The 22,123-nt window shown below is 73.2% G+C and carries 17 protein-coding genes; 8 read left to right on the plus strand and 9 right to left on the minus strand.

Features of this window, described 5'->3' with window-relative positions; translation table 11 throughout:
- Positions 1–57: 57 nt before the first annotated feature.
- The 8 genes from ABZV34_RS05200 to ABZV34_RS05235 form a co-directional block, all read right to left on the minus strand.
- Positions 58–1,218 (minus strand): acyl-CoA dehydrogenase, encoded by a 1,161-nt coding sequence (locus ABZV34_RS05200; RefSeq protein ID WP_356271453.1) that lies wholly within the window; start codon positions 1,216–1,218, stop codon positions 58–60.
- Positions 1,219–1,281: 63 nt separating this feature from the next.
- Positions 1,282–3,132, minus strand: a complete 1,851-nt coding sequence (locus tag ABZV34_RS05205; protein WP_356271455.1) for a biotin carboxylase N-terminal domain-containing protein — start codon at positions 3,130–3,132, stop codon at positions 1,282–1,284.
- An 11-nt stretch (positions 3,133–3,143) separates the two neighbouring features.
- A complete protein-coding gene (locus ABZV34_RS05210; RefSeq protein WP_356271457.1) occupies positions 3,144–4,751 on the minus strand; it encodes a carboxyl transferase domain-containing protein in 1,608 nt (535 codons plus the stop codon).
- Positions 4,748–6,460, minus strand: coding sequence for an acyclic terpene utilization AtuA family protein (locus ABZV34_RS05215; protein WP_356271459.1), 1,713 nt, complete (start codon positions 6,458–6,460; stop codon positions 4,748–4,750). Before ABZV34_RS05215 ends, ABZV34_RS05210 begins: the two co-directional genes overlap by 4 nt.
- Positions 6,457–7,266 (minus strand): TIGR03084 family metal-binding protein, encoded by an 810-nt coding sequence (locus ABZV34_RS05220; protein ID WP_356271461.1) that lies wholly within the window; start codon positions 7,264–7,266, stop codon positions 6,457–6,459. Before ABZV34_RS05220 ends, ABZV34_RS05215 begins: the two co-directional genes overlap by 4 nt.
- 416 nt (positions 7,267–7,682) lie before the next feature.
- The gene (locus ABZV34_RS05225; RefSeq protein ID WP_356271463.1) at positions 7,683–8,639 is read right to left on the minus strand and encodes an EamA family transporter; all 957 of its coding nucleotides are present in this window, start codon (positions 8,637–8,639) and stop codon (positions 7,683–7,685) included.
- A gap of 147 nt (positions 8,640–8,786) precedes the next feature.
- Positions 8,787–9,911, minus strand: coding sequence for a peptidoglycan bridge formation glycyltransferase FemA/FemB family protein (locus ABZV34_RS05230; RefSeq protein WP_356271465.1), 1,125 nt, complete (start codon positions 9,909–9,911; stop codon positions 8,787–8,789).
- Positions 9,912–9,957: 46 nt separating this feature from the next.
- A complete protein-coding gene (locus ABZV34_RS05235) occupies positions 9,958–12,975 on the minus strand; it encodes an FAD-binding and (Fe-S)-binding domain-containing protein (protein ID WP_356271791.1) in 3,018 nt (1,005 codons plus the stop codon).
- A 316-nt stretch (positions 12,976–13,291) separates the two neighbouring features.
- On the opposite strand from ABZV34_RS05235, the gene ABZV34_RS05240 reads away from it, so the two are divergent.
- The 7 genes from ABZV34_RS05240 (at position 13,292) to serC (ending at position 20,164) form a co-directional block, all read left to right on the plus strand.
- The gene (locus ABZV34_RS05240) at positions 13,292–14,989 is read left to right on the plus strand and encodes an ATP-binding protein (RefSeq protein ID WP_356271467.1); all 1,698 of its coding nucleotides are present in this window, start codon (positions 13,292–13,294) and stop codon (positions 14,987–14,989) included.
- Entirely contained in the window at positions 14,986–15,393 is a 408-nt protein-coding gene (locus ABZV34_RS05245; protein ID WP_356271469.1) for a roadblock/LC7 domain-containing protein, read from the plus strand. Before ABZV34_RS05240 ends, ABZV34_RS05245 begins: the two co-directional genes overlap by 4 nt.
- Positions 15,390–15,737 carry a DUF742 domain-containing protein gene (locus ABZV34_RS05250; protein WP_356271470.1) on the plus strand — a complete coding sequence of 116 codons (348 nt, stop codon included), beginning with the start codon at positions 15,390–15,392 and terminating at the stop codon, positions 15,735–15,737. The genes ABZV34_RS05245 and ABZV34_RS05250 overlap by 4 nt, the downstream gene beginning before the upstream one ends.
- On the plus strand, positions 15,718–16,383 hold the full coding sequence (locus ABZV34_RS05255) for an ATP/GTP-binding protein (protein ID WP_356271472.1): 666 nt from the start codon (positions 15,718–15,720) through the stop codon (positions 16,381–16,383). Before ABZV34_RS05250 ends, ABZV34_RS05255 begins: the two co-directional genes overlap by 20 nt.
- A complete protein-coding gene (locus ABZV34_RS05260) occupies positions 16,380–17,588 on the plus strand; it encodes a cytochrome P450 (protein WP_356271474.1) in 1,209 nt (402 codons plus the stop codon). The genes ABZV34_RS05255 and ABZV34_RS05260 overlap by 4 nt, the downstream gene beginning before the upstream one ends.
- Before the next feature lie 127 nt (positions 17,589–17,715).
- Entirely contained in the window at positions 17,716–18,927 is a 1,212-nt protein-coding gene (locus ABZV34_RS05265; RefSeq protein ID WP_356271476.1) for a cytochrome P450, read from the plus strand.
- Between the two features lie 118 nt (positions 18,928–19,045).
- Positions 19,046–20,164, plus strand: a complete 1,119-nt coding sequence (gene serC, locus ABZV34_RS05270; protein ID WP_356271477.1) for a phosphoserine transaminase — start codon at positions 19,046–19,048, stop codon at positions 20,162–20,164.
- Positions 20,165–20,291: 127 nt separating this feature from the next.
- Here the strand turns inward: serC and ABZV34_RS05275 are convergent, their stop codons facing one another.
- Positions 20,292–21,293, minus strand: coding sequence for a WD40 repeat domain-containing protein (locus tag ABZV34_RS05275; RefSeq protein WP_356271479.1), 1,002 nt, complete (start codon positions 21,291–21,293; stop codon positions 20,292–20,294).
- Between the two features lie 137 nt (positions 21,294–21,430).
- Here ABZV34_RS05275 and ABZV34_RS05280 point away from each other — a divergent pair, with 137 nt between their 5' ends.
- Positions 21,431–22,114: an SGNH/GDSL hydrolase family protein gene (locus ABZV34_RS05280; RefSeq protein WP_356271480.1), complete on the plus strand. Its 684-nt coding sequence runs from the start codon at positions 21,431–21,433 to the stop codon at positions 22,112–22,114.
- Positions 22,115–22,123 lie beyond the last annotated feature (9 nt).

The raw sequence follows: 22,123 nt of genomic DNA on the forward strand, positions 1-22,123 counted from the left end.
TCCTCGGTGGGAGGACCGGCCGGTGGTCTTCTTCGGTGCGGCCCTTCGGCGCGCCCCTCAGTACGACTTGGGCAGGCCCAGGGTCTGGTGGGAGACGTAGTTGAGGATCATCTCCCTGCTGACCGGGGCGATACGGGCCACCCGTGAGGCCGTGATCAACGAGGCGAGGCCGAACTCGCGGGTGAGTCCGTTGCCGCCGAGGGTGTGCACGGCCTGGTCGACCGCCTTCACACAGGCCTCACCGGCGGCGTACTTGGCCATGTTGGCGGCCTCCCCGGCGGCGACGTCGTCCCCGGAGTCGTACAGAAAGGCCGCCTTCTGCATCATCAGACGGGCGAGTTCGAGCTCTATGTGGGCCTGGGCGAGCGGGTGGGCGACGGCCTGGTGGGCGCCGATGGGGGCCTTCCAGACGGTGCGCTCGCGGGCGTACTCGACGGCCCGGGAGAGCGCGAAGCGGCCCATGCCGATCGCGAACGCGGCCGTCATCACCCGCTCCGGGTTGAGCCCGGCGAAGAGCTGGAGCAGACCCGCGTCCTCGTCGCCGACGAGCGCCTCGGCGGGCAGCCGTACGTCGTCGAGGGTCAGCTCGAACTGCTTCTCCGCGCTCTGGAGTTCCATGTCGATCTGCCGTCGGCCGAAGCCCTCCGCGTCCCGCGGGACGATGAACAGGCAGGGCTTGAGGCTGCCGGTGCGGGCGTCCTCCGTACGGCCGACGACGAGGGTGGCGTCGGCGATGTCGACGCCGGAGATGAACACCTTGCGGCCGCTCAGCAGCCAGTCCGCGCCGTCCCTGCGGGCCGTGGTGGTGATCCGGTGCGAGTTGGAGCCGGCGTCGGGTTCGGTGATGCCGAAGGCCATGGTGCGGGTGCCGTCGGCGAGGCCGGGCAGCCACGCGCGCTTCTGCTCCTCGGTGCCGAAGCGGGCGATGACGGTCCCGCAGATCGCGGGAGACACGACCATCATCAGCAGCGGACAGCCGGCGGCGCCCAACTCTTCCAGAACGAGGGAGAGTTCGGCGATACCGCCGCCCCCGCCGCCGTACGCCTCCGGCAGGTTCACGCCCAGGTAGCCGAGCTTGCCCGCCTCGGCCCACAGCTCGGTGGGGTGGCGGTCCTCCCGGATGGCGCTGGTCAGGTAGTCGCGGCCGTACCGCCTGCCGAGGGCGGCGACTGCGGCACGGAGGGCTTGGTGCTCTTCGGTCTCTGTTACGGGGCTCATCTGGCCTCCTGAGTACGGAAGGTGCGGGTCGGTCGTGGCGGAGCGCGCGGTCGCCCGCGGTCCTTACCCGGGCACGTCGTCGTCCACGACCGCCAGCAGGGCCCCCATCTCCACCTGCTGGCCGGGGACCACGTGCAGGGCGGTGAGGGTGCCGTCGGCCGGGGCGGAGATCCGGTGTTCCATCTTCATCGCCTCCAGCCACAGCAGGGGCCGGCCGGCCTCCACCCGGACTCCTTCGGCGAGGCCCTCGGCCACCCGGACGACCGTGCCGGGCATCGGCGCGAGCAGGGAACCGGGGGCGTGGTCGGCGGTGGGTTCGGGGAAGCGGGGCAGCGCGGTGAGGGCGGTGGAGTTCACGTACACCTGGTCGCCGTGGCGTGCGACCCGGAACCGCTCCCGCACGCCGTCGACCTCGAGGACGACGAGACCGGCGTCGGCGCTCACGACGCGTACCCCCTCGGCGGTCAGCCCCTCCCGGGTGTGCCGGTAGCGGACCTCGTGCTCCTGGCCCGCCACGAGGTAGTGCCTGATCTGCGGCTGGGAGGGCAGATTGCGCCAGCCGCCGAACCGGGAACGGCCGTGCGCGTCGGCGAGGGCGGCGGCCAGCGGCGCGTACGGGTCGGCGGCGGGCGCCGTGAGAGCGGCGAGGTGACGGTCGTAGAACCCGGTGTCCATGCGGCCCCCGGTGAACTCCGGGTGCCGCAGGGACCGTACGAGCAGATCCCTGTTGGTGACCGGACCGTGGATGTCCGCCCGCTCCAGAGCGCCCGACAGGGTGCGCAGTGCCTGCGCGCGCGTGGGGGCGTGGGCGACGGCCTTGGCGAGCATGGGGTCGTAGTGCACGCCGATCCGGTCGCCGTCGCCGTAGCCGGTGTCCAGGCGGACAGCGGCCGGGACGGCGAGGCGGTGCAGGGTGCCGGTCTGCGGGGCCCAGGCGGCCGCCGGGTCCTCCGCGTACAGACGGGCCTCGACCGCGTGCCCGCGGGCGGGGGGCGGAGCGCCGTCGAGCGCGGCCCCCTCGGCGACCTGGATCTGCAGCGCGACGAGGTCGATCCCGAACACCGCCTCGGTGACGGGGTGTTCGACCTGGAGGCGGGTGTTCATCTCCAGGAAGTGGGCGGTGCCGTCCGCGATCAGGAACTCGACGGTCCCGGCGCCCACGTAGTCGACGGCGCGGGCGGCGCGTACGGACAGGTCGTACAGCGTGTCGGTGAGCGGCTGCCCGAGTCCGGGGGCCGGGGCCTCCTCGATCACCTTCTGATGGCGCCGCTGGAGTGAGCAGTCGCGGGTGCCGAGCGCCCAGACCGTGCCGTGCGTGTCGGCGAGGATCTGCACCTCGACGTGCCGGCCGCCCTCCACGTACGGCTCGACGAAGACCTCACCGTCGCCGAAGGCGCTGAGGGCCTCGGCCCGCGCCGCCTCCAGCTCCGTCTCCAGGGCGGCGAGTTCGCGCACGATCCGCATACCGCGCCCGCCGCCGCCCGCGGCCGCCTTGACCAGCACGGGAAGGTCGTCCTCGGTGACCTCCACCAGCGGGGCGAGACCCATCAGCTTCTTGGCGCGGGTCTTGGACGCCATCGCCTCGATCGCCTCGGGCGGCGGCCCGATCCAGACCAGGCCCGCGTCGAGGACGGCCCGCGCGAAGTCCGCGTTCTCGGAGAGGAAGCCGTACCCGGGGTGCACGGCGTCCGCTCCGGCGTCCAGGGCCGCCTTCACGACCAGGTCGCCGCGGAGATACGTCTGTGCGGGTGTCGAGCCCGGCAGCCGCACCGCCGCGTCGGCCTCCCGCACGTGCAGGGCGTCCTCGTCGGCGTCCGAGTGCACGGCGACGGTCCGGATCCCGGCCTCCCGGCAGGTGCGGAAGACGCGGCAGGCGATCTCGCCCCGGTTGGCCACAAGAAGGGAACTGATCATGGGGAGGGACCTCACATCCGGAAGACGCCGAAGCCGCCGCGCGCGCCCTCGAAGGGCGCGGTGTGGATCGCGGACAGGCACAGGCCGAGGACGGTGCGGGTGTCGCGGGGGTCGATCACCCCGTCGTCGTACAGCCGCCCGGACAGGAACATCGGCAGGGACTCCGACTCGATCTGCTGCTCCACCATGGCGCGCAGGGCGGCGTCGGACTCGTCGTCGTAGGGACGGCCCCTGGCCGCCGCCGACTGCCGGGCCACGATGGACAGGACGCCCGCGAGCTGCTGGGGGCCCATCACGGCGGACTTGGCGCTGGGCCAGGCGAACAGGAAGCGCGGGTCGTAGGCGCGTCCGCACATGCCGTAGTGGCCGGCTCCGTAGGAGGCGCCCATCAGGACGGACAGGTGCGGGACACGGCTGTTGCTCACCGCGTTGATCATCATCGCGCCGTGCTTGATGATGCCGCCCTGCTCGTACTCCCTGCCGACCATGTAGCCGGTGGTGTTGTGCAGGAAGAGGAGGGGGATGTCGCGCTGGTTGGCGAGCTGGATGAACTGGGCGGCCTTCTGCGACTCGGCGCTGAACAGGACCCCTTGGGCGTTGGCCAGCACCCCGACCGGGTATCCGTGCAGCCTCGCCCAGCCCGTCGTGAGGCTGGTCCCGTAGAGGGGCTTGAACTCGTCGAAGTCCGAGCCGTCGACGATCCGGGCGATGACCTCGCGCGGGTCGAAGGGGTGCTTGAGGTCGCCGGGCACGATCCCCAGCAGCTCGTCCTCGTCGTACTTGGGCGGGGCCGCCGGTCCCGGGTCCGGGTACGCCTTGCGGTGGTTGAGCCGGGCGACGACGCGCCGGGCCTGCCTGAGGGCGTCCCGCTCGTCGACGGCGAAGTGGTCCGCGAGACCGGACACGCGCGCGTGCATCTCGGCGCCGCCCAGGGACTCGTCGTCGCTCTCCTCGCCGGTGGCCATCTTCACCAGCGGCGGACCGCCCAGGAAGACCTTCGCCCGTTCCTTGACCATGATCACGTGGTCGGACATGCCGGGGACGTACGCGCCGCCGGCGGTGGAGTTCCCGAAGACGACGGCGACGGTCGGGATGCCCGCCGCCGACAGCCGGGTCAGGTCGCGGAAGATCGCGCCCCCGGGGATGAAGATCTCCTTCTGGGACGGCAGGTCGGCGCCGCCCGACTCGACGAGGCTGATGCAGGGCAGCCGGTTGGCGAGGGCGATGTCATTGGCCCGCAGCGCCTTCTTCAGGCTCCAGGGATTGCTGGCACCGCCGCGTACCGTCGGGTCGTTGGCGGTGATCAGGCACTCCACGCCCTCGACGACCCCGATCCCGGTGACGAGCGAGGCCCCGACCGTGTACGCGGGGGCGTCGCTCCCCCAGGCGGCCAGCGGTGACAGCTCCAGGAAGGGCGTGTCGGGGTCGAGCAGCAGCTCGATGCGCTCGCGGGCGAGCAGTTTGCCGCGCTCCCGATGCCGGGCGACGTACTTCTCGCCGCCGCCCGCGAGTGCCCTGGCGTGCTCGGCGTCCAGCGCGGCGAGCTTGGCGAGCATGACGTCGCGGTTGGCGGTGTGTTCGGGGCTGCGGGCGTCCAGGGCGGACGCGAGGACGGTCACAGGAGTGCCTCCGGTATGTCCAGGTGGCGGGAGCGGAGCCATTCGCCGAGACCCTTGGCCTGGGGGTCGAAGCGGTGCTGGGCCGCGACCCCCTCGCCGAGGATTCCCCCGACGACGAAGTTGAGGGCGCGGAGGTTGGGCAGCACATGGCGGACGACGTCGAGCTGTCGGCTCTCGGGGATCAGACTCCGCAGCCGGTCGGCCGTCAGCTCGTGGGCGAGCCAGCGCCAGGCGTCGTCCGTACGGACCCAGACACCGACGTTGGCGTCGCCGCCCTTGTCCCCGCTGCGGGCGCCGGCCACCCGACCGAGGGGGGCGCGGCGCGTCGGTCCGGCGGGCGGCGGCTCGGGCAGGGCGGGCTGCGGCGCCGGTTCCAGAACGAGCGTGTCGCGGGCCGCGTCCACCGGGATGCGGCGCCCGTCCGGGAGGACCGCCACCTGCTCCACGGCGTCCTGGGGGACGCGGGAGTCCTCGAACACCCCGTACGGCGCGCCCTTTCCCGGCGGCGCCAGCACATGGAAGCCCGGGTAGCTCGCCAGGGCCAGCTCGACGGCCGCCCCGCCGAGCGTGCGGCCGACCGCGTCCTGGTCCGGGTCCCGTACGACGAGACGGAGCAGGGCGCTCGCGGTCTCCTCGGTGGGAGCGTCCGGCCGGTCGGTGCGCGACAGCTCCCAACGGACTTCCGCCGGACGTGACTTGGCGGCGTCGAGCGCGCTCTCCATCTGGTCCCGTACGAGCGCGGCCTTCGCCTCGATGTCCAGCCCGGTCAGGACGAAGACGACCTCGTTGCGGTAGCCGCCGAGACGGTTGAGGCCGACCTTGAGGGTGGGCGGCGGCGCCTCGCCCCGGACGCCCGCGATCCGGACCCGGTCGGGGCCCTCCTGGGTGAGCGTCACCGAGTCGAGGCGGGCGGTGACGTCGGGACCCGCGTACCGGGCACCGGACGTCTCGTACAGGAGCTGCGCGGTGACCGTGCCGATGTCCACGAGGCCGCCCGTGCCGTCGTGTTTGGTGATGACGCTCGTGCCGTCCTCGTGGAGTTCGGCGAGCGGGAAACCGGGGCGGCGCAGCAGCCGCGCGGGGTGCTCGCCGAAGAAGGCGTAGTTGCCGCCGGTCGCCTGGGTGCCGCACTCCAGGACGTGCCCGGTGACGACGGCGCCCGCCAGGCGGTCGTACGCGTCCGGGGCCCAGCCGAAGTGGGCGACGGCCGGACCGGTGACCAGCGCGGCGTCCGTGACCCGGCCGGTCACCACGATGTCCGCGCCCTCGCGCAGACAGGCGGCGATCCCGGCGCCGCCGAGGTAGGCGTGCGCGGCGAGAGTGCCGGGGTGGCCGCGGGTGAGGTCGTCCCCCTCGACATGGGCGACGCGTACGGGGATGCCCAGCCGCCCGGCCAGCTCCCGCACGGCGCCGGCGAGTCCGGCGGGGTTGAGGCCGCCCGCGTTCGCCACGATTCGGACGCCCCGCTCGTGCGCGAGGCCGAGGCACTCCTCCAACTGCCGCAGGAAGGTGCGCGCGTAGCCGCCCGCCGGGTTCTTCAGACGGTCGCGGCCGAGGATGAGCATCGTCAGTTCGGCGAGGTAGTCGCCGGTGAGGACGTCCAGGGGACCGCCGGTGAGCATCTCTCGCATCGCGTCGAAACGGTCCCCGTAGAAGCCGGAGGCGTTCCCTATGCGCAGGGGACGCGGGGACGGGAGGGAGCCGCTCACTCGCCCGGCTCCGCGGACCGCGCCTGCCTGGGCTGCCGTCCGTCCCCCGGCGGCCCCGCGAAGGCCTGGGCGATGTCCAGCCAGCGGTCGGCGTCGGGGCCCTGTGCCCGTACGGCGAGGTCGGCGCGGTGGGCGCGCTGGGTGACCAGGAGACAGAAGTCGAGGGCGGGACCGGTGACCCGCTGGGACGCGTCCTCGGGCCCGTACGTCCACACCTCACCGGTGGAACTCACCAGTTCGACGCGGAACTCCCCGTCCGGCGGGGTGAGTCCGCGTACCCCGAAGGCGAAGTCCCGCGCGCGGACGCCGATCCGCACCACGTGCCGGAGCCGGTCCGTGGGGGTGCGCGTCACCCCCAGCGCGTCCGCCACGTCCTGGCCGTGCGCCCACGTCTCCATCAGGCGGCCGGTGGCCACGGACGCGACCGACATGGGCGGGCCGTACCAGGGGAAGCGGGTTCCGGCGGGGGCCGCGCGGAGGGACTCCTCCAGCGCCCTGCGCCCCGAGCGCCAGTCGGCGAGCAGTGCGGCGGCCGGCTTGGCCGCGCCCTCCTCGGCACCCTCGTCCACGAATCCGCCGGGTGCGGCGATCGCCTTCTCGACCTCCTTCGCGAAGGCCTCGGCGTCGGTCACGGCGAGCAGCGAGGAGCGGTCCGTCCAGGCCAGGTGAGCGATCTGGTGGGCGACTGTCCAGCCCGGGGCCGGGGTGGCGAGCCGCCAGCCCTCCTCGTCCAACCCACCTACCAGCAGGTCGAGTTCCTCGCTCTCCCGATGCAGATCGTCGATCACGGACGACGGGTCGGACATGATGACGCTCCCTCGGGGCACGACGGTGTGCGGGGTCCTGCGCGGTGCGTTCCGGAGCATGGCAGCGGGCGGAGAAACAAGCAAGCGTGCTTGCATTAATTCGGGGCCGGACATCTGGGGGGAGGTGGGAAGGTGCGGTTCCCTCCAGTCCCGTCGTCAGGGGCGCTGCGCCCCCTGGACCCCCGCCTGTCGCCCGAAGGCCTCGTCCTCGAACGCCGGACGGGCTGGAGATGCCGGCCCGCGCCACATGGTTCGGGCACGGCCCCCGCCCTCTCAGCGCGGGCACACACCATCAGCCCGTCCGGCGCTCGAGGACGAGGCCGTCCAGGCCGAAGCGGGGGTGCGGGGGCGGCAGCCCCCGGGGACAGCGGCCGACGGCCACGCCCAGGCCGTTCCCGGTCCCCCCGCGGACGCGCCTACGCCGGCTTGGCCCTTCCCCGGCCCACCTGCGTCCGCACCGCGCCCATGCTCGCCGCGATGACGAGGGTGATCGCGAGGGCCTCGGTGACGGAGAGCGCCTGATGCAGGACGAGGAAGCCGGCGGTCGCGGCGACGGCCGGTTCCAGGCTCATCAGGATGGCGAAGGTGGAGGCGGGAAGGCGGCGCAGCGCGAGGAGTTCGAGGGTGTAGGGGAGGACGGAGGACAGGACGGCCACCGCGGCCCCGAGCGCCACGGTCGCCGGGTCGAGCAGCCGGGTCCCGGCCTCGGCGACCCCCAGCGGCAGGAACGCCACCGCCGCGACCACCATGGCGAGCGCCAGCCCGTCGGCCTGCGGGAAGCGCCGGCCCGTACGGGCGCTGAAGACGATGTACGCCGCCCACATCGCGCCGGCGGACAGCGCGAAGGCGACACCGGCTCCGTCCAGGCCGGCGAAGCCTCCGCCGCCGAGCAGGAAGACCCCGCCGAGGGCGAGGCCCGCCCAGAGCAGGTTCAGGGCGCGGCGGGAGGCGACCACCGAGAGCACCAGCGGGCCCAGCACCTCCAGGGTGACGGCGGGGCCCAGCGGGATGCGGGCGACCGACTGGTAGAAGAGGCCGTTCATCGCGGCCATGGTCAGCCCGAAGAGGAGGACCGTGACCCAGTCGGCCCGGGAGTGTCCGCGCACCTTCGGCCGGCAGATCACCATCAGCACGATCGCGGCCACCAGCAGCCGCAGGGTCACCACTCCGAGCGCCCCGGTGCGCGGCATCAGGGTCACCGCCAGCGCGCCGCCGAACTGCACGGAGACGCCTCCGGCGAGGACCAGGCCGACAGGCCCGAGGCCGCCGCGCCGGACCGGGGAACCGTCGCCCGTACCGGGCAGGGGTGCCATCACCGGGGCGACCGGGGTCGCGGACGCCGGGGAGGGCGGGACGGCGCTGGGGGTGTTCACGGTGCCTTCCAGGGGCTCGACTCGGGACGCGTGCAGCACGCTGCACTTTCCGGTCCAGAGTAATGGACTCGGTCAGGCGCGTGAACCCTGTACGACCCTGTCTCGTTCCTCACAGCGGCGGTGCCGGCCCCCGTGGACCCCGGGGGCTCAGCGGCGGGCCATGTACAGGTCGAGGGCCCGGTGGAGGACGCGGTTGAGGGGGAAGTCCCACTCGCCGAGGTACTCGACGGCCTCGCCGCCCGCGCCGGCCTTGAAGCGGAGCAGGCCGAGCAGGTGGTCGGACTCCTCCAGGGCGTCGGTGATGCCGCGGAAGTCGTAGACGGCGGCGCCCCGTTCGTGGGCGTCGGTCATCATGCGCCACTGGATGGCGTTGTTGGGCTGGACCTCGCGCCTGCGGCTGGTGGAGGCGCCGTAGGAGTACCAGACGTGGGTGCCGACCGTCAGCATCGTGGCCGCGGCGAGGATCTCGCCGTCGTGGTGCGCGAGGTAGAGCCGCATACGGTCCGGGTCCTCGGCGGTCAGGGCGGTCCACATGCGCTGGAAGTAGGGCAGCGGCCGGGGGATGAAGCGGTCGCGCCCGGCGGTCTCCGCGTAGAGCTCGTAGAACGCGGGCAGGTCGTCGTAACCGCCGCGCACGACCTTCACGCCGGCCTTCTCGGCCTTCTTGATGTTGCGCCGCCACTGCTGGTTGAGGCCACCCCGGATCTCCTCCAGGGACCTGCCGCCGAAGGGGACCTGGAAGACGTAGCGCGGCTGCCCGGCCGCGAACCCGTCCTCGGCGCCCGCCTCGGCCGGCCGCCACCCGCGGTTCCGCAGCCGCTCCGCGACACCGGCGGCGGCCGGTTCGTACGTCGTCGCCTCGGCGTCCCCGAGCCGGCGCGCGGCCGGGTCGGCGATCGCCGCCTTGACGGCGTCGGCGCTCCACCGGCGTACGACGACGGGCGGCCCCATCTTCACCGAGAACGCGCCCCGCCCCTTCAGATGGGCGAGCATCGGGTCGAGCCAGCGCTCCACGAGATCGGCCGCGTACCAGTCGACGACCGGCCCCTCCGGGAGGTAGGCGAGGTACCGGCGCACCTTCGGCAGCGGCCGCAGCAGCACGAGACCGGCCCCGACGAGCCGGCCCTCCCCGTCGAACCACCCGAGGCTCTCCGCCCGCCAGTCCGGCTTCACCTCACCCCAGGACGGCACCTGCATATGGCTGACCGAGGCCCGTGTCGCGACGAACGCCAGATGCTCTTCACGGGTGATGACCTGCAGGCGGAGCCTCATGCGCGGCACTCCTCGGTGAGGGGGATGGCTGGGAACGGCACGGTAGTCAGCACATGTCGCCATTCTCGTGCCCAGGCCCGTGGGCCGCCCGTCGGTCGGAGTCGTCGAGTGCCTCCGCCAGCACCTCCGCCAGGTGCCTTCCGCCGCGGCCCGTCAGCTGCTCCAGTTGCGTGCGGCAGGAGTAGCCGTCCGCGAGGAGCACCGCGTCGTCGCCGGCCGCCGCCACCGCCGGAAGGAGCTGTTCCGCCGCGCACGCCACCGACACGTCGTAGTGGCCCTTCCCGAAGCCGAAGTCGCCCGCGAGGCCGCAGCAGCCGCCCGCGAGGGAGCCGGTCAGGCCCGCCGCCGCGCGCAGCCGGCGGTCGGCCGCGTCGCCGAGGACGGCGTGCTGGTGGCAGTGGGTCTGACCGACGACGGGCCGGTCCAGCGACGGGGGCGACCAGTCCGGCGCCAGCCGTTCCAGCGCCTCGGCGAACGTCAGCACCGCCGAGGCCAGGCGCGCCGCGCGCGGGTCGTCGTGGAGGAGCTCCGGGAGGTCCGTGCGCAGCGCGGCGGCACAGCTCGGTTCCAGGACGACGACGGAAGGGGGCCGCGGGTGGACGTCCGGATCCAGGAAGGCACCCATCAGGTCGAGTGTGCGGCGCATCACCGCGCGGGCGAGGTCGAGCTGGCCGGTGGAGACGTACGTCAGACCGCAGCAGACGCGGCCCGCGCGGCCGACCGCCCACGGGGCCGGTCCGTCCGGCGTGCGGCCCGCGCCCGGCACTCCGGCGGTCGTCCCCGTCGTCCCGGGTGCCCCCGTCGCCCTCTTCCTGCCGCCCATCCGGCTCCTGCCGCTCCTCCCTGGACTCCCCAGCTTTCTCATCGCCACCGTCGGCGTCAGCATCACGTCCACGCCCGCCGCCTCCAGCACCCGTACGGCCGCCCGGCCCACCGACGGCGAGAGGTGCTCCGTGAAGGTGTCCGGCCACAGGAAGGCCACCTCCGCCGGGGCGACGGCACCGTTCCCGTCGGCTCCGTACCCCTCGACGCCGTTCCCGGCGGTCCCGTGCACCCCCTCACGCATCATCCGCCGCACCCGCTCCTTGAACCGACGCTGCCACCACCGGCTGAACGTCTCGGGCGCCAGCCGCGGGATCTGCCGCTCGGGTGCGATCCCGGCCAGCCGCTTGGCCACCGCGGCCGGCGCCCGCAGCGAGGACAGCGTGTTGAGCAGCCCGGCGGTCCTGGTCCGGGCGACCAGCGCGAGCCACTCGGGCAGCCGTCCCAGGGCGTAGTGCGCGGCGGGACGGCGCCGGCCCGCGTAGTGGTGGTGCAGGAACTCCGCCTTGTACGTGGCCATGTCGACGCCGACCGGGCAGTCGGAGCGGCACCCCTTGCAGGACAGACACAGGTCCAGCGCGTCACGGACCTCCGTCGACCGCCAGCCGCCGGTGACCACCTCGCCCGCCAGCATCTCGTGCAGCAGCCGCGCGCGTCCCCGGGTGGAGTGCTCCTCCTCGCCCGTCACCCGGAACGACGGGCACATGACACCCGTGTCGGAGGGCGTCGTCGTACGGCACTTGGCGACCCCCACGCAACGGCGCACCGCGGCGGAGAAGTCCCCGCCGTCCGCCGGATATCCGAACGTCACGTCCACCGGTTCGCGCGGCAGCACCGCGAACCGCAGGTTCTCGTCCAGCCGGTGCGGGCGCACCAGCATTCCGGGGTTGAGCAGGCCGTCCGGGTCCCAGAGATCCTTGGCCCGCTCGAAGAGGCCGACCAGTTCGGGACCGTACATGAGGGGCAGCAGTTCGGCCCGTGCCTGGCCGTCGCCGTGCTCGCCGGAGAGCGAGCCGCCGTGCGCGACCACCAGTTCCGCCAGTTCCCGCGAGAAGCCGCGGAAGCGGCCGATCCCCGCGCTCGTCAGCAGGTCGAAGTCGATGCGGACGTGGATGCAGCCGTCCCCGAAGTGCCCGTACGGCGTCCCGCGCAGCCCGTGGGCCCTCAACAGGCCCCGGAAGTCGCGCAGATACGCGCCGAGCCGGGCCGGCGGCACCGCGCAGTCCTCCCAGCCGGGCCACGCCTCTCCCCCGTCGCCCGGCATCCGGGTCGCCGTGCCGCTCGCGTCCTCGCGCAGCCGCCACAGGGCACGCTGCCCGGCCGGGTCGGTGACCACGGCGGCGTCGAGGACGTCGGCGGCGCGCAGGACCGCCTCGGCCCGCGCGCGGGCCTCTCCCGCGTCGGCGCCGCCCGTCTCGACGAACAGCCAGGCCCCGCCCCGCGGCAGCCCCGCGCCCGGCGGTACGAGGTCCGCGGCCATCCCCTCCACCGTGAGCGGCCCGAGCGGCAGCAGCCCGGCGGCCGCCTCCGCCGCCGCGCCCTCGTCCGCGTACCCGAGCACGGCCAGCGCCGTCGCCCGCGGTGCCTCGACCAGGCCCACGACCGCTTCGGTCAGGATGCCCAGCGTGCCCTCGGAGCCGCAGAAGGAGCGGGCGACGTCCGCGCCCCTCTCGGGGAGCAGGGCGTCCAGCGCGTAGCCGGAGATACGGCGGGGCAGGTCCGGGAAGCCGGTGCGCAGGCGGGCCAACTCGCCCTCCACCAGGGCGCGGAGACCGGGCGGGGCGCCCCGCCAGTCCCGGCCGAGCCCGCGGGCCTCCGCCCGGCCGGTGAGCACCGACAGCTCGCGCACGCTGTCCGCGGTCGTACCCCACGCCACCGAGTGCGACCCGCACGCGTTGTTCCCGATCATTCCGCCGAGGGTGCAGCGGCCGTGGGTGGAGGGGTCGGGGCCGAAGCGCAGACCGTGCGGGGCGGCGGCTTCCTGGAGGCGGTCCAGGACGACGCCGGGCTGTACGACGGCGGTGCGGGTTTCGGGGTCCAGCGCGACGATCCGGTTCATGTGCCGGGTGAAGTCGAGGACGACGCCGGTGCCGGTCGCCTGGCCCGCGATCGAGGTGCCGCCGCCGCGCGCGACGACCGGCACCGCGAACGCGCGGCACACGGACAGCGCGGCCGCCACGTCGTCGCTGTCGCGCGGGGCCACCACACCGAGCGGGACGCGCCGGTAGTTGGAAGCGTCCATGCTGGTCAGCGCGCGTGCGGTGGCGTCGAAGGAGACCTCGCCGCGCACCTCCGCGGCGAGCCGTTCCCGCAGTGCGGCCCGCAGTTCCCGAAATTCCGCCGGTTCCCGATCGCCAAGATCCGTCATGCCTCCAGGATGGCCCCGGACGGTGGCCCCGGGCGGTATCCGGGGCGTCCGAATCGCGGTCCGATGACGGGGCCGGATCCAGAACCTTCCCAATGCGATCACGAACTCTCATATAGTGACGGCGAATTGAGTATCAGGTGTCGCCTCTCGCCCAGGAAACGACCGAGGACACGGACCGAGGACAGGATTCATGACCGCGCCCAGCCCCTCCGGCGAACGACCCACCCTCCGCGCCACAGCGACCGCACCCCTGCTCACCGCCGCCCTGGCGGCGCTCGCGGTGGTCGGCGCGGTGGCGACCGCGCCGAACTCCGCCCGGGTGCCTGTCGCCTGGGTCACCGGAACGGCCGCCGTGCTGCTCTGTGCGGCCGTCGCGGTCGCCACCCGCGCCGTACGGACCGCGCAACTGGCGCGCCGCCGCCTCGACACCGTGAGCCAGGACGCCGGCCGGCTCCTCCAGGAACGGGCCCGCCAGGCCGAGGAGTTCCACCAGGAACGCACCCGGCTCGCGGAGGAGTCCGCCCGCGACCGGACCCGGACGGCCGACGCCGAGGCCCGCGAACGCGCCCGCCTCACCGCCGACTTCGAGGCCGAACGGCAGCGGCTCGGCGCCGAGACCGCCGAGGAACAGCGGCGGTCCGCCGAACTCGCCGCGGACGGGGCGCGCCTCACCCAGCAGGTCCGGCAGGCCACGAGCGAGCGCGCCGCCGCGATCTCGGCCACCGCCAACGCGGCCGGCCGCATGCAGGCCCTCTCCACGGCCATGCTCGCCGACCTCCGCGCCATGGAGGAGAAGCACTCCGACGAGGAGGTCCTCGCCGATCTCCTGCACCTCGACCACCGCACCGCGCAGGCCGGCCGCCTCGCCGACTCCGTCGCCGTCCTCGCGGGCGCCCGCTCCGGCCGCCGCTGGGCACGGCCCATCGTCATGGAGTCGATCCTGCGCGGCGCCATGGGGCGCATCGGCGGCTACCAGCGGGTGCGCCTGCACTCCTCCAGCGACGCCGCCGTCGCCGGACACGCCGCCGAGGGCGTGATGCACGCGCTCGCCGAACTCCTCGACAACGCGGCGAACTTCTCGCCGCCGACCGCCGAGGTCCATGTGTACGTCGAGGAGGTCCCGGCCGGTGTCATCGTCTCCGTCGAGGACAGCGGCCTCGTCATGGGCGACGTCCAGCTGCGCCGCGCCGAGCGCGCCGTCTCCGGCGACGGCGCCGAACTGGGCGGCCTCACCGGCACCCGGCTCGGCCTCGCGGTGGTCGGCCGGCTCGCCCGCAAGCACGGTCTGAAGGTCTCCTTCCGGCCCTCGGCGCGCGGCGGCACCGGCGTCCTGGTGCTCATCCCCCAGGACCTGCTGTCCCTGCCGTCCGCGCCCGCGCCCGCGGCTCCCCAGGCCGCGCCCGCCGAGACACCGGCCCCCGCCCCCGTATCCGCCGAGGACCGCACCGTCGCGGCCGGGGACCACCCCGCGGCCGAGCAGGCGACCTCGGTGTCGTACGCCGCCGCACGGGCCACCGCGGACCTCGACCCGGACCCGGTCCCCACCCACGACTCCCCCCGGCACGAGGACGCCGGGCCCGCCGCCGACAGCCTGCCCAAGCGCCGCCGCGGCCGCACCCTCGCGCACGCCGAGCGCAGCCGCGCCCGCCTCGCCGGCCAGGCTCCCGACCCCGAACCCCGCGCCACCGACTCCAAGGTCACCGCCGCCCGGTTCAGCAGCTTCCGCCAGGCCGTCCGCGGCACGGCACCGGACCAGGCCGCGGTCCAGGGGACCGTGCCCGAGGACTCCGTACGCGCCCCGGCGTACACCCCCGAGAACGCCGTACGCGACGAAGCAGCCGTACGGGACACCCACCCCCCACACCCGGAAGGCGACACCACTTCATGACCGGCACCACCACCGCCGACGAGAAGCTCTCCTGGCTCATCGAGGGTCTCCTCGAGCGCACCCCGGGCGCCCGGCACGCCCTCGTGCTCTCCCGCGACGGCCTGAAGCTGTGCCGCACCCCGGAGCTCACCGTCGACCGGGCGGACCAGCTCGCCGCGATCGCCGCGGGCATCCAGTCGCTGTCCCACGGCGCGTCCGTGGAGTTCGGCGACGGCAGCGGCGGTGTGCGCTCGGCGATGACCGAGTTCTACGGCGGGGTCCTGTTCATCGTGGAGGCCGGTGACGGTGCCCATCTCGCCGTGGTCACCGCCGAGGACGCGGACGCCGGCCTGGTCGGGCACAACATGAGCGAGCTGGTGGAGCAGCTCGGCGAACACCTGAGCGCGCAGCCCCGGTCGTCATGAGCCGTCCGGGCAGGGACGACGCGCCCGACCGGCTGTACACCCTCACCGGGGGACGCAGCCGTTCCGGGCCGGACACCCCGTTCGACCTCGTGACGCTCGTGGTCGCCGAGTGCGACCCGGCCTTGGGCATGCAGTCGGAGCACGCCGCGATCCTGCGGCTGTGCGAGCGGCCGACGGCGGTCGTGGAGATCGCCGCCGTGCTGAAGCTGCCGGTGTCCATCACCCGGGTCCTGCTCTCCGACCTGCTCGCCGCGGGCCGGGTCAGCGCCCGCCACCCGCAGAAGGCAGCACTACCCGATCCCGACATCCTGGAGCAGGTGCTCGTTGGACTACGCAACCTCTGACGCGAGGACCCCGCTGGGCGCCACCGCCGACAACGGTCTGAAGATCGTGGTCGTCGGCGGTTTCGGCGTCGGCAAGACGACCCTGGTCCGCTCCGTGAGCGAGATACGTCCCCTCAACACCGAGGAGACGATGACCCGGGCCGGTGAGGCGATCGACGACATCAGCGAGGTCCGCGGCAAGTCCGCGACCACCGTCGCCTTCGACTTCGGCCGCATCACGCTCGACGCCCACAACGTGCTGTACCTGTTCGGCGCGCCCGGCCAGGAACGCTTCTGGTTCCTGTGGGACCGCCTCTTCTCCGGCACCCTCGGCGCGGTCGTCCTCGTCGACACCCGCCGCATCGACGACTCCTGGTACGCGATCGACCGCCTGGAGCACCACGGCACGCCGTTCATCGTCGCCTGCAACGACTTCGGCGGCCCCGGACACACCCCCGCCGAGATCCGCGAGGCCCTCGACCTCGACCCGCACGTCCCGCTCATCGACTGCGACGCCCGCTCCCGGGAGTCCAGCAAGCGGGTGCTGATCACCCTGGTCGAACACCTGAAGACCGTGTACGCCGCCGCGGCCGAGGCCACCGCCCCGGCCACACCGGCCACCCCGGCCCCCGAAGAAGTCACCAAGTCCCCGGAGTTGGCCCTGTGACCTCCGCCCCCGTGCCCCTCAGCGGGCCCCGGTTCCAGACCGAACCGGCCGAGCTGTACCGGGAGATGCGGCGCGACCACGGTTCGGTGGCGTCCGTCGTGCTGGACGGCGACATCCCGGCGTGGCTGGTGCTCGGCTACCGCGAGCTGCACCAGGTCACCGGCGATCCCGTGCTGTTCAGCCGGGACTCCGACCTGTGGAACCAGTGGGACCGCATCCCCGACGACTGGCCGCTGCTGCCGATGATCGGCCGCAAGCAGCCCTCCATCCTCTACACGGTCGGCGAACGCCACCGCGAGCGCGCCGCGATGATCAGCGAGGCGCTGGAGGCCGTCGACCCCTTCGAACTGCGCTCCCACGCCGAGCGGTTCGCCGACGGACTCATCGACGCGGCCTGCGCCAAGGGCGAGATCGACCTCGTCGGGGACTACGCGGCGCTGCTGCCCGTACGGGTCCTCGCGACGCTCTACGGCTTCTCCGAGGAACAGGGCCCCGGCCTGGTCACCGCCCTCAACGACATGATCAACGGCCGGGCGGGGGCACTCGCAGGACAGCAGCACCTCGCCGGCTCCATGGCGCGGCTGCTGGCCGACCGCAAGGCCGACCCGGCGAACGACGTCGTCTCCCGGATGCTCGCCGACGCCTCCGGCTTCACCGACGAGGAGATCATCCAGGACCTGATGGTGATGATGGCCGCGGGCCACCAGCCCACCGCGGACTGGATCGGCAACTCGCTGCGCCTGATGCTCACGGACGACCGCTTCGCCGCCTCCCTCTTCGGCGGCCGCAACAGCGTCGCCGAGGCCATGAACGAGGTCCTCTGGGAGGACACCCCCACCCAGAACGTCGCCGGGCGCTGGGCCTCCCGCGACACCCAGCTCGGCGGCCATCGCGTCCGCGCCGGCGACCTGCTGCTGCTCGGTCTCCAGGGCGCCAACTCCGACCCGCAGGTCCGCACCGACGGCTCCGCCCTCACCGGCGGCAACAACGCCCACTTCTCCTTCGGACACGGCGAGCACCGCTGCCCGTTCCCGGCCCAGGAGGTCGCCGAGGTCATCGCGCGCACCGGCATCGAGGTCGTACTGGACCGGCTGCCCGACATCGACCTGGCGGTACCCGCCGAAACCCTCACCCGCCGGCCCTCACCCTGGCTGCGCGGCCTCACCGAACTCCCGGTGCGCTTCACCCCCGTACCCGCACTGTGAGACTCCACCGCGCCCGGCCGGCCCGCGTGTCCGGCCGGGGTCCGCGGGGGCCTCGGCGGCATGCGCCGTTGCCACGGCCCCCGCGACGACGCGGCAACCCCACCCCGGCTCTTGGAGGCATCCCCGCATGACCGCACGTATCGCTCTCGACCCGTTCGTGTCCGACCTCGACGGCGAGAGCGCCCGGCTGCGCGAAGCCGGTCCGCTGGCCGCGGTGGAACTGCCCGGCGGCGTACCCGTCTGGGCGGTCACGCGCCACGCGGAGGCCCGCGCCCTGCTCACGGACCCCCGGCTGGTGAAGGACATCAACGTGTGGGGCGCCTGGCAGCGCGGCGAGATAGCCCCCGACTGGCCGCTGATCGGCCTCGCCAACCCCGGCCGTTCCATGCTGACGGTCGACGGCGCGGACCACCGCAGGATGCGCACGCTGGTGGCGCAGGCGCTGACGCCCCGCCGGGTGGAGCAGATGCGGGAGCGGATCACCAAGATGACGCAGGGGCTGCTCGACCAGCTCTCCGCGGACGCCGGTGTCGTCGACCTGAAGGCCGGCTTCGCCTATCCGCTGCCCATGTACGTCGTCGCCGACCTCATGGGCATCGAGGAGTCCCGGCTGCCCCGTCTCAAGGAGCTGTTCGAGAAGTTCTTCTCGACGCAGACCCCGCCGGCCGAGGTCCTCGCCACGCTCACCGAGCTGGCCGGGATCATGGCGGACACGGTCGCGGCCAAACGCGCCGAGCCCGGCGACGACCTGACCAGCGCCCTGATCGTCGCCGCCGAGGACGGCGACCACCTCACCGACGAGGAGATCGTCTCCACCCTCCAGCTGATGGTGGCGGCGGGGCACGAGACGACGATCTCCCTCATCGTCAACGCGGTGGTCAACCTGTCCGCCCATCCGGAGCAGCGCGCGCTCGTCCTTTCCGGTGAGGCGGACTGGTCGGCGGTGGTGGAGGAGACGCTGCGCCACTCCACCCCCACCTCGCACGTCCTGATCCGCTTCGCGACGGAGGACGTGCCGGTCGGCGACAAGGTCATCCCCGCGGGTGACGCGCTGATCGTGTCGTACGGCGCGATCGGGCGGGACGAGAACGCCCACGGCCCGACGGCCGGGGACTTCGACGTCACCCGCACCACCGCCAACCGCCACATCTCCTTCGGCCACGGACCGCACGTCTGCCCGGGCGCCGCCCTGTCCCGGCTGGAGGCGGGCGTGGCGCTGCCGGCGCTGTACGAGCGCTTCCCCGCCCTCGATCTGGCGGTCCCCGTGGCGGAGTTGCGCAACAAGCCCGTGGTGACCCAGAACGACCTGTTCGAACTGCCGGTCCGGCTCGCCCCGTAGCCGTCCACGGGGGTGCGCGGCGGACAGTCGCGCACCCCCGCGGCCACGGGCCGGCCGGGTCGTCTCATCGAACGGACACGCTTCCGTCCGGTTTCACCGAGGAGATACCCTCCGGCTCGTGGCTGACATCCAGATTCCCGCTGACATCAAGCCCGCCGACGGACGCTTCGGCGCCGGTCCCTCCAAGGTGCGGACGGAGGCACTGGACGCGCTGGCGGCGACCGGCAGTTCGCTGCTCGGTACGTCCCACCGCCAGGCGCCCGTCAAGAACCTCGTCGGGAGGGTCCGGGAGGGTGTACGCGAACTGTTCTCGCTGCCCGACGGGTACGAGGTGGTCCTCGGCAACGGCGGCTCCACCGCGTTCTGGGACGTGGCGACCCACGGCCTGATCGAGAACAAGTCGCAGCACCTCACCTTCGGTGAGTTCAGCTCCAAGTTCGCCAAGGCCGCGAAGCTCGCCCCGTGGCTCGCCGAACCCACCGTGATCGCGTCCGACCCGGGCACCCACCCCGAGCCCTCGGCCGAGGCCGGCGTCGACGTGTACGCCTTCACCCACAACGAGACCTCCACCGGTGTCGCCGCCCCCGTCCGCCGGGTCGCGGGCGCCGACGAGGGCTCCCTCGTCCTCGTGGACGCCACCTCCGGCGCGGGCGGCCTGCCGGTCGACATCGCCGAGACGGACGTCTACTACTTCGCCCCGCAGAAGTCCTTCGCCTCCGACGGCGGCCTGTGGATCGGCGTCTTCTCCCCCGCCGCCATCGAGCGCGCCGAGCGCGTCCACGCGTCGGGCCGCCATGTGCCGGAGTTCTTCTCGCTCCCCACGGCGATCGACAACTCCCGCAAGAACCAGACGTACAACACCCCGGCGCTCGCCACCCTCTTCCTGCTCAACGAGCAGCTCGAATGGATCAACGGCCAGGGCGGCCTGGCCTGGTCCACGGCCCGCACCAAGGACTCCTCGACCCGGCTGTACACCTGGGCCGAGGACTCCAAGTACGCCACCCCGTTCGTCACCGACGCGGCCAAGCGCTCGCAGGTCATCGGCACGATCGACTTCGACGACGAGATCGACGCCGCCGCCGTCGCCAAGGTGCTGCGCGCCAACGGCATCGTCGACACCGAGCCCTACCGCAAGCTCGGCCGCAACCAGCTGCGCGTCGCGATGTTCCCGGCGATCGACCCGGCGGACGTCGAGGCGCTGACGAAGTGCGTCGACCACGTCATCGAGAAGCTCTGACCTCAGCCGTACAGGGAAGGGGCGCCCGGCACTCGCCGGGCGCCCCTTCCTCGTGTTCGTCTCCCGTCGCCGCGCGCGTCACCGCCGGCGCTCCCCCGGACCACGAGCCCGCACGACTCCCGGCTCCCTAGGACTTGCGCCGCAGCCGCCTCACTCCGAGGACCACCACCAGCACAGCACCCACCGCCAGCGCCCCCTTGGCGCCGGAGCCCAGCCCACCGCCTCCGTCACCGCCCGCCGACGACGAGGAACCACCGCTCTTCGAAGGGGACTTGGAGTCGGAGCCGCCCCCGGGAACCGAACCGGGCTGCACCGGGCTGTCCTTGCCCTCGCTCCCGTACATCAGCTCGGACCCGTCGGGCGTGTACGTGACGGACTCGCCCTGTCCCTGCAGAGGGACGTTCAGCCGCCCCTGCCGCTTGGGCCTCCCGTCGTTCCAGGTGTACACGATCCCGCCGAAGTACCCGCGCAGCGCGAGCTGTTCACCGTTCGGCGAGAAGGCGCCGTCGGTGACCCAGAGATCGATGGTGGCGACACTGCGGAACACGTTCGTCCCGGAGGAGGAGAGCTGCGCGGGGCCCTCGTACAGGTGGCCGCCGTCCTCGTTCTTGTCGGCGATGTAGACCCGCCCGGTCTTCGGATGCACCATCAGCGCCTCCGCGTTGCGGGGCCCGTCCGCGTACTTCACGACGTACTGGGTGGCCCGGACCGTCTGGTCCTTGAGCACCTTCGGCTCGGGCAGCTTGTAGATCCAGACGTGGTTCCAGGTGCCGCCGAGGTTGTCGCCGATGTCACCGACGTAGAGATCGCCGTCCGGGCCCAGGGAGATGGCCTCGACGTCGCGGGGGGCGCCGACCCCGCTCATCGTGACGGTGGCGACGGTCTCGCCGGTCCTGCTGTCGACGGCGTAGAGGTACGGGCCGTCGTCGCTGTCGTTGTGCGTCCAGTAGATACCGGGGTGCAGGTGCGAGGCGGCGAGTCCGCTGGACTCGGTGATCCGGGGGTCCTTGATCGTGAATCCGCCGTCCCCGCTGTCGGCGACGGCCGGCGCCGACAGCGCGACGACGAGGGCGGCTCCGGCGGCCGATCGGGCGGCGGCTCCGGCAAGGTACGAGGGCGATCGGCGCATGGCCCAAGCCTGCCATCTCGAACGGACTTTCAGTTCGATCTCCGCCGCCGGCCGGCCCCGCATCGCGTCCGCGAGGCGTGTCCAGCCTCACACCCCCGGCGGTCATGCCCTCCGTACCGATCGTCCATGATGAGCGGATGCTCAGGTTCATGCCCGTCGGCGACTCCCAGACGATCGGGAGCGCGGGGGAACACACGTGGCGTTACCGGATGTGGCAGCACCTGCGCGCGACGTACGGGGGACCGTTCCGGATCGTCGGCCCGCGCGAGACGCTGTACGACAAGGCGACCGAGTCCCCCGACTCGTACGAGTACGCGGAGCCGGACTTCCCGCAGGCCCATCTCGCCGGCTGGGGCGAGGGCTGGATCCACATGGTCCCGCTGATCCGGGACGCGGTCCGCGCACACCGCGCCGACGTGCTCCTGGTCTCCCTCGGCCTGATCGACCTGGGCTTCTACACGAACGCGGAGCAGACGGCCGAGAACGTCCGCGCCTTCGTCGCCGAGGCCCGCGCGGCGAACCCGCGGATCAGGGTGGCCGTCCTGCCGGTGATACCGAACGTCCGCGCGCAGTCCGACGAGCCCTTCGCCGCCGCGGTGGCCTCCTTCAACGACCTCCTCGCGAAGGCGGTCGCCGACCTCGACGAGCCCCGCTCCTCCCTGCTGCTCGTCTCCCCGCCCTCCGGGTACGACATCCTCCTCGACACCTACGACGGCACCCACCCGAACGAGAGCGGCGAGCACCGGATCACGGAGGCCTTCGCGGAGGCGATGTACCAGGTGTGGGACCTGGGCGAGCCGTACGCGGCCGACAGCGACTGACCGAAATCC

The organism is Streptomyces sp. NPDC005195, from assembly GCF_040608315.1.
Taxonomy (GTDB): Bacteria; Actinomycetota; Actinomycetes; order Streptomycetales; family Streptomycetaceae; genus Streptomyces; species Streptomyces kaempferi.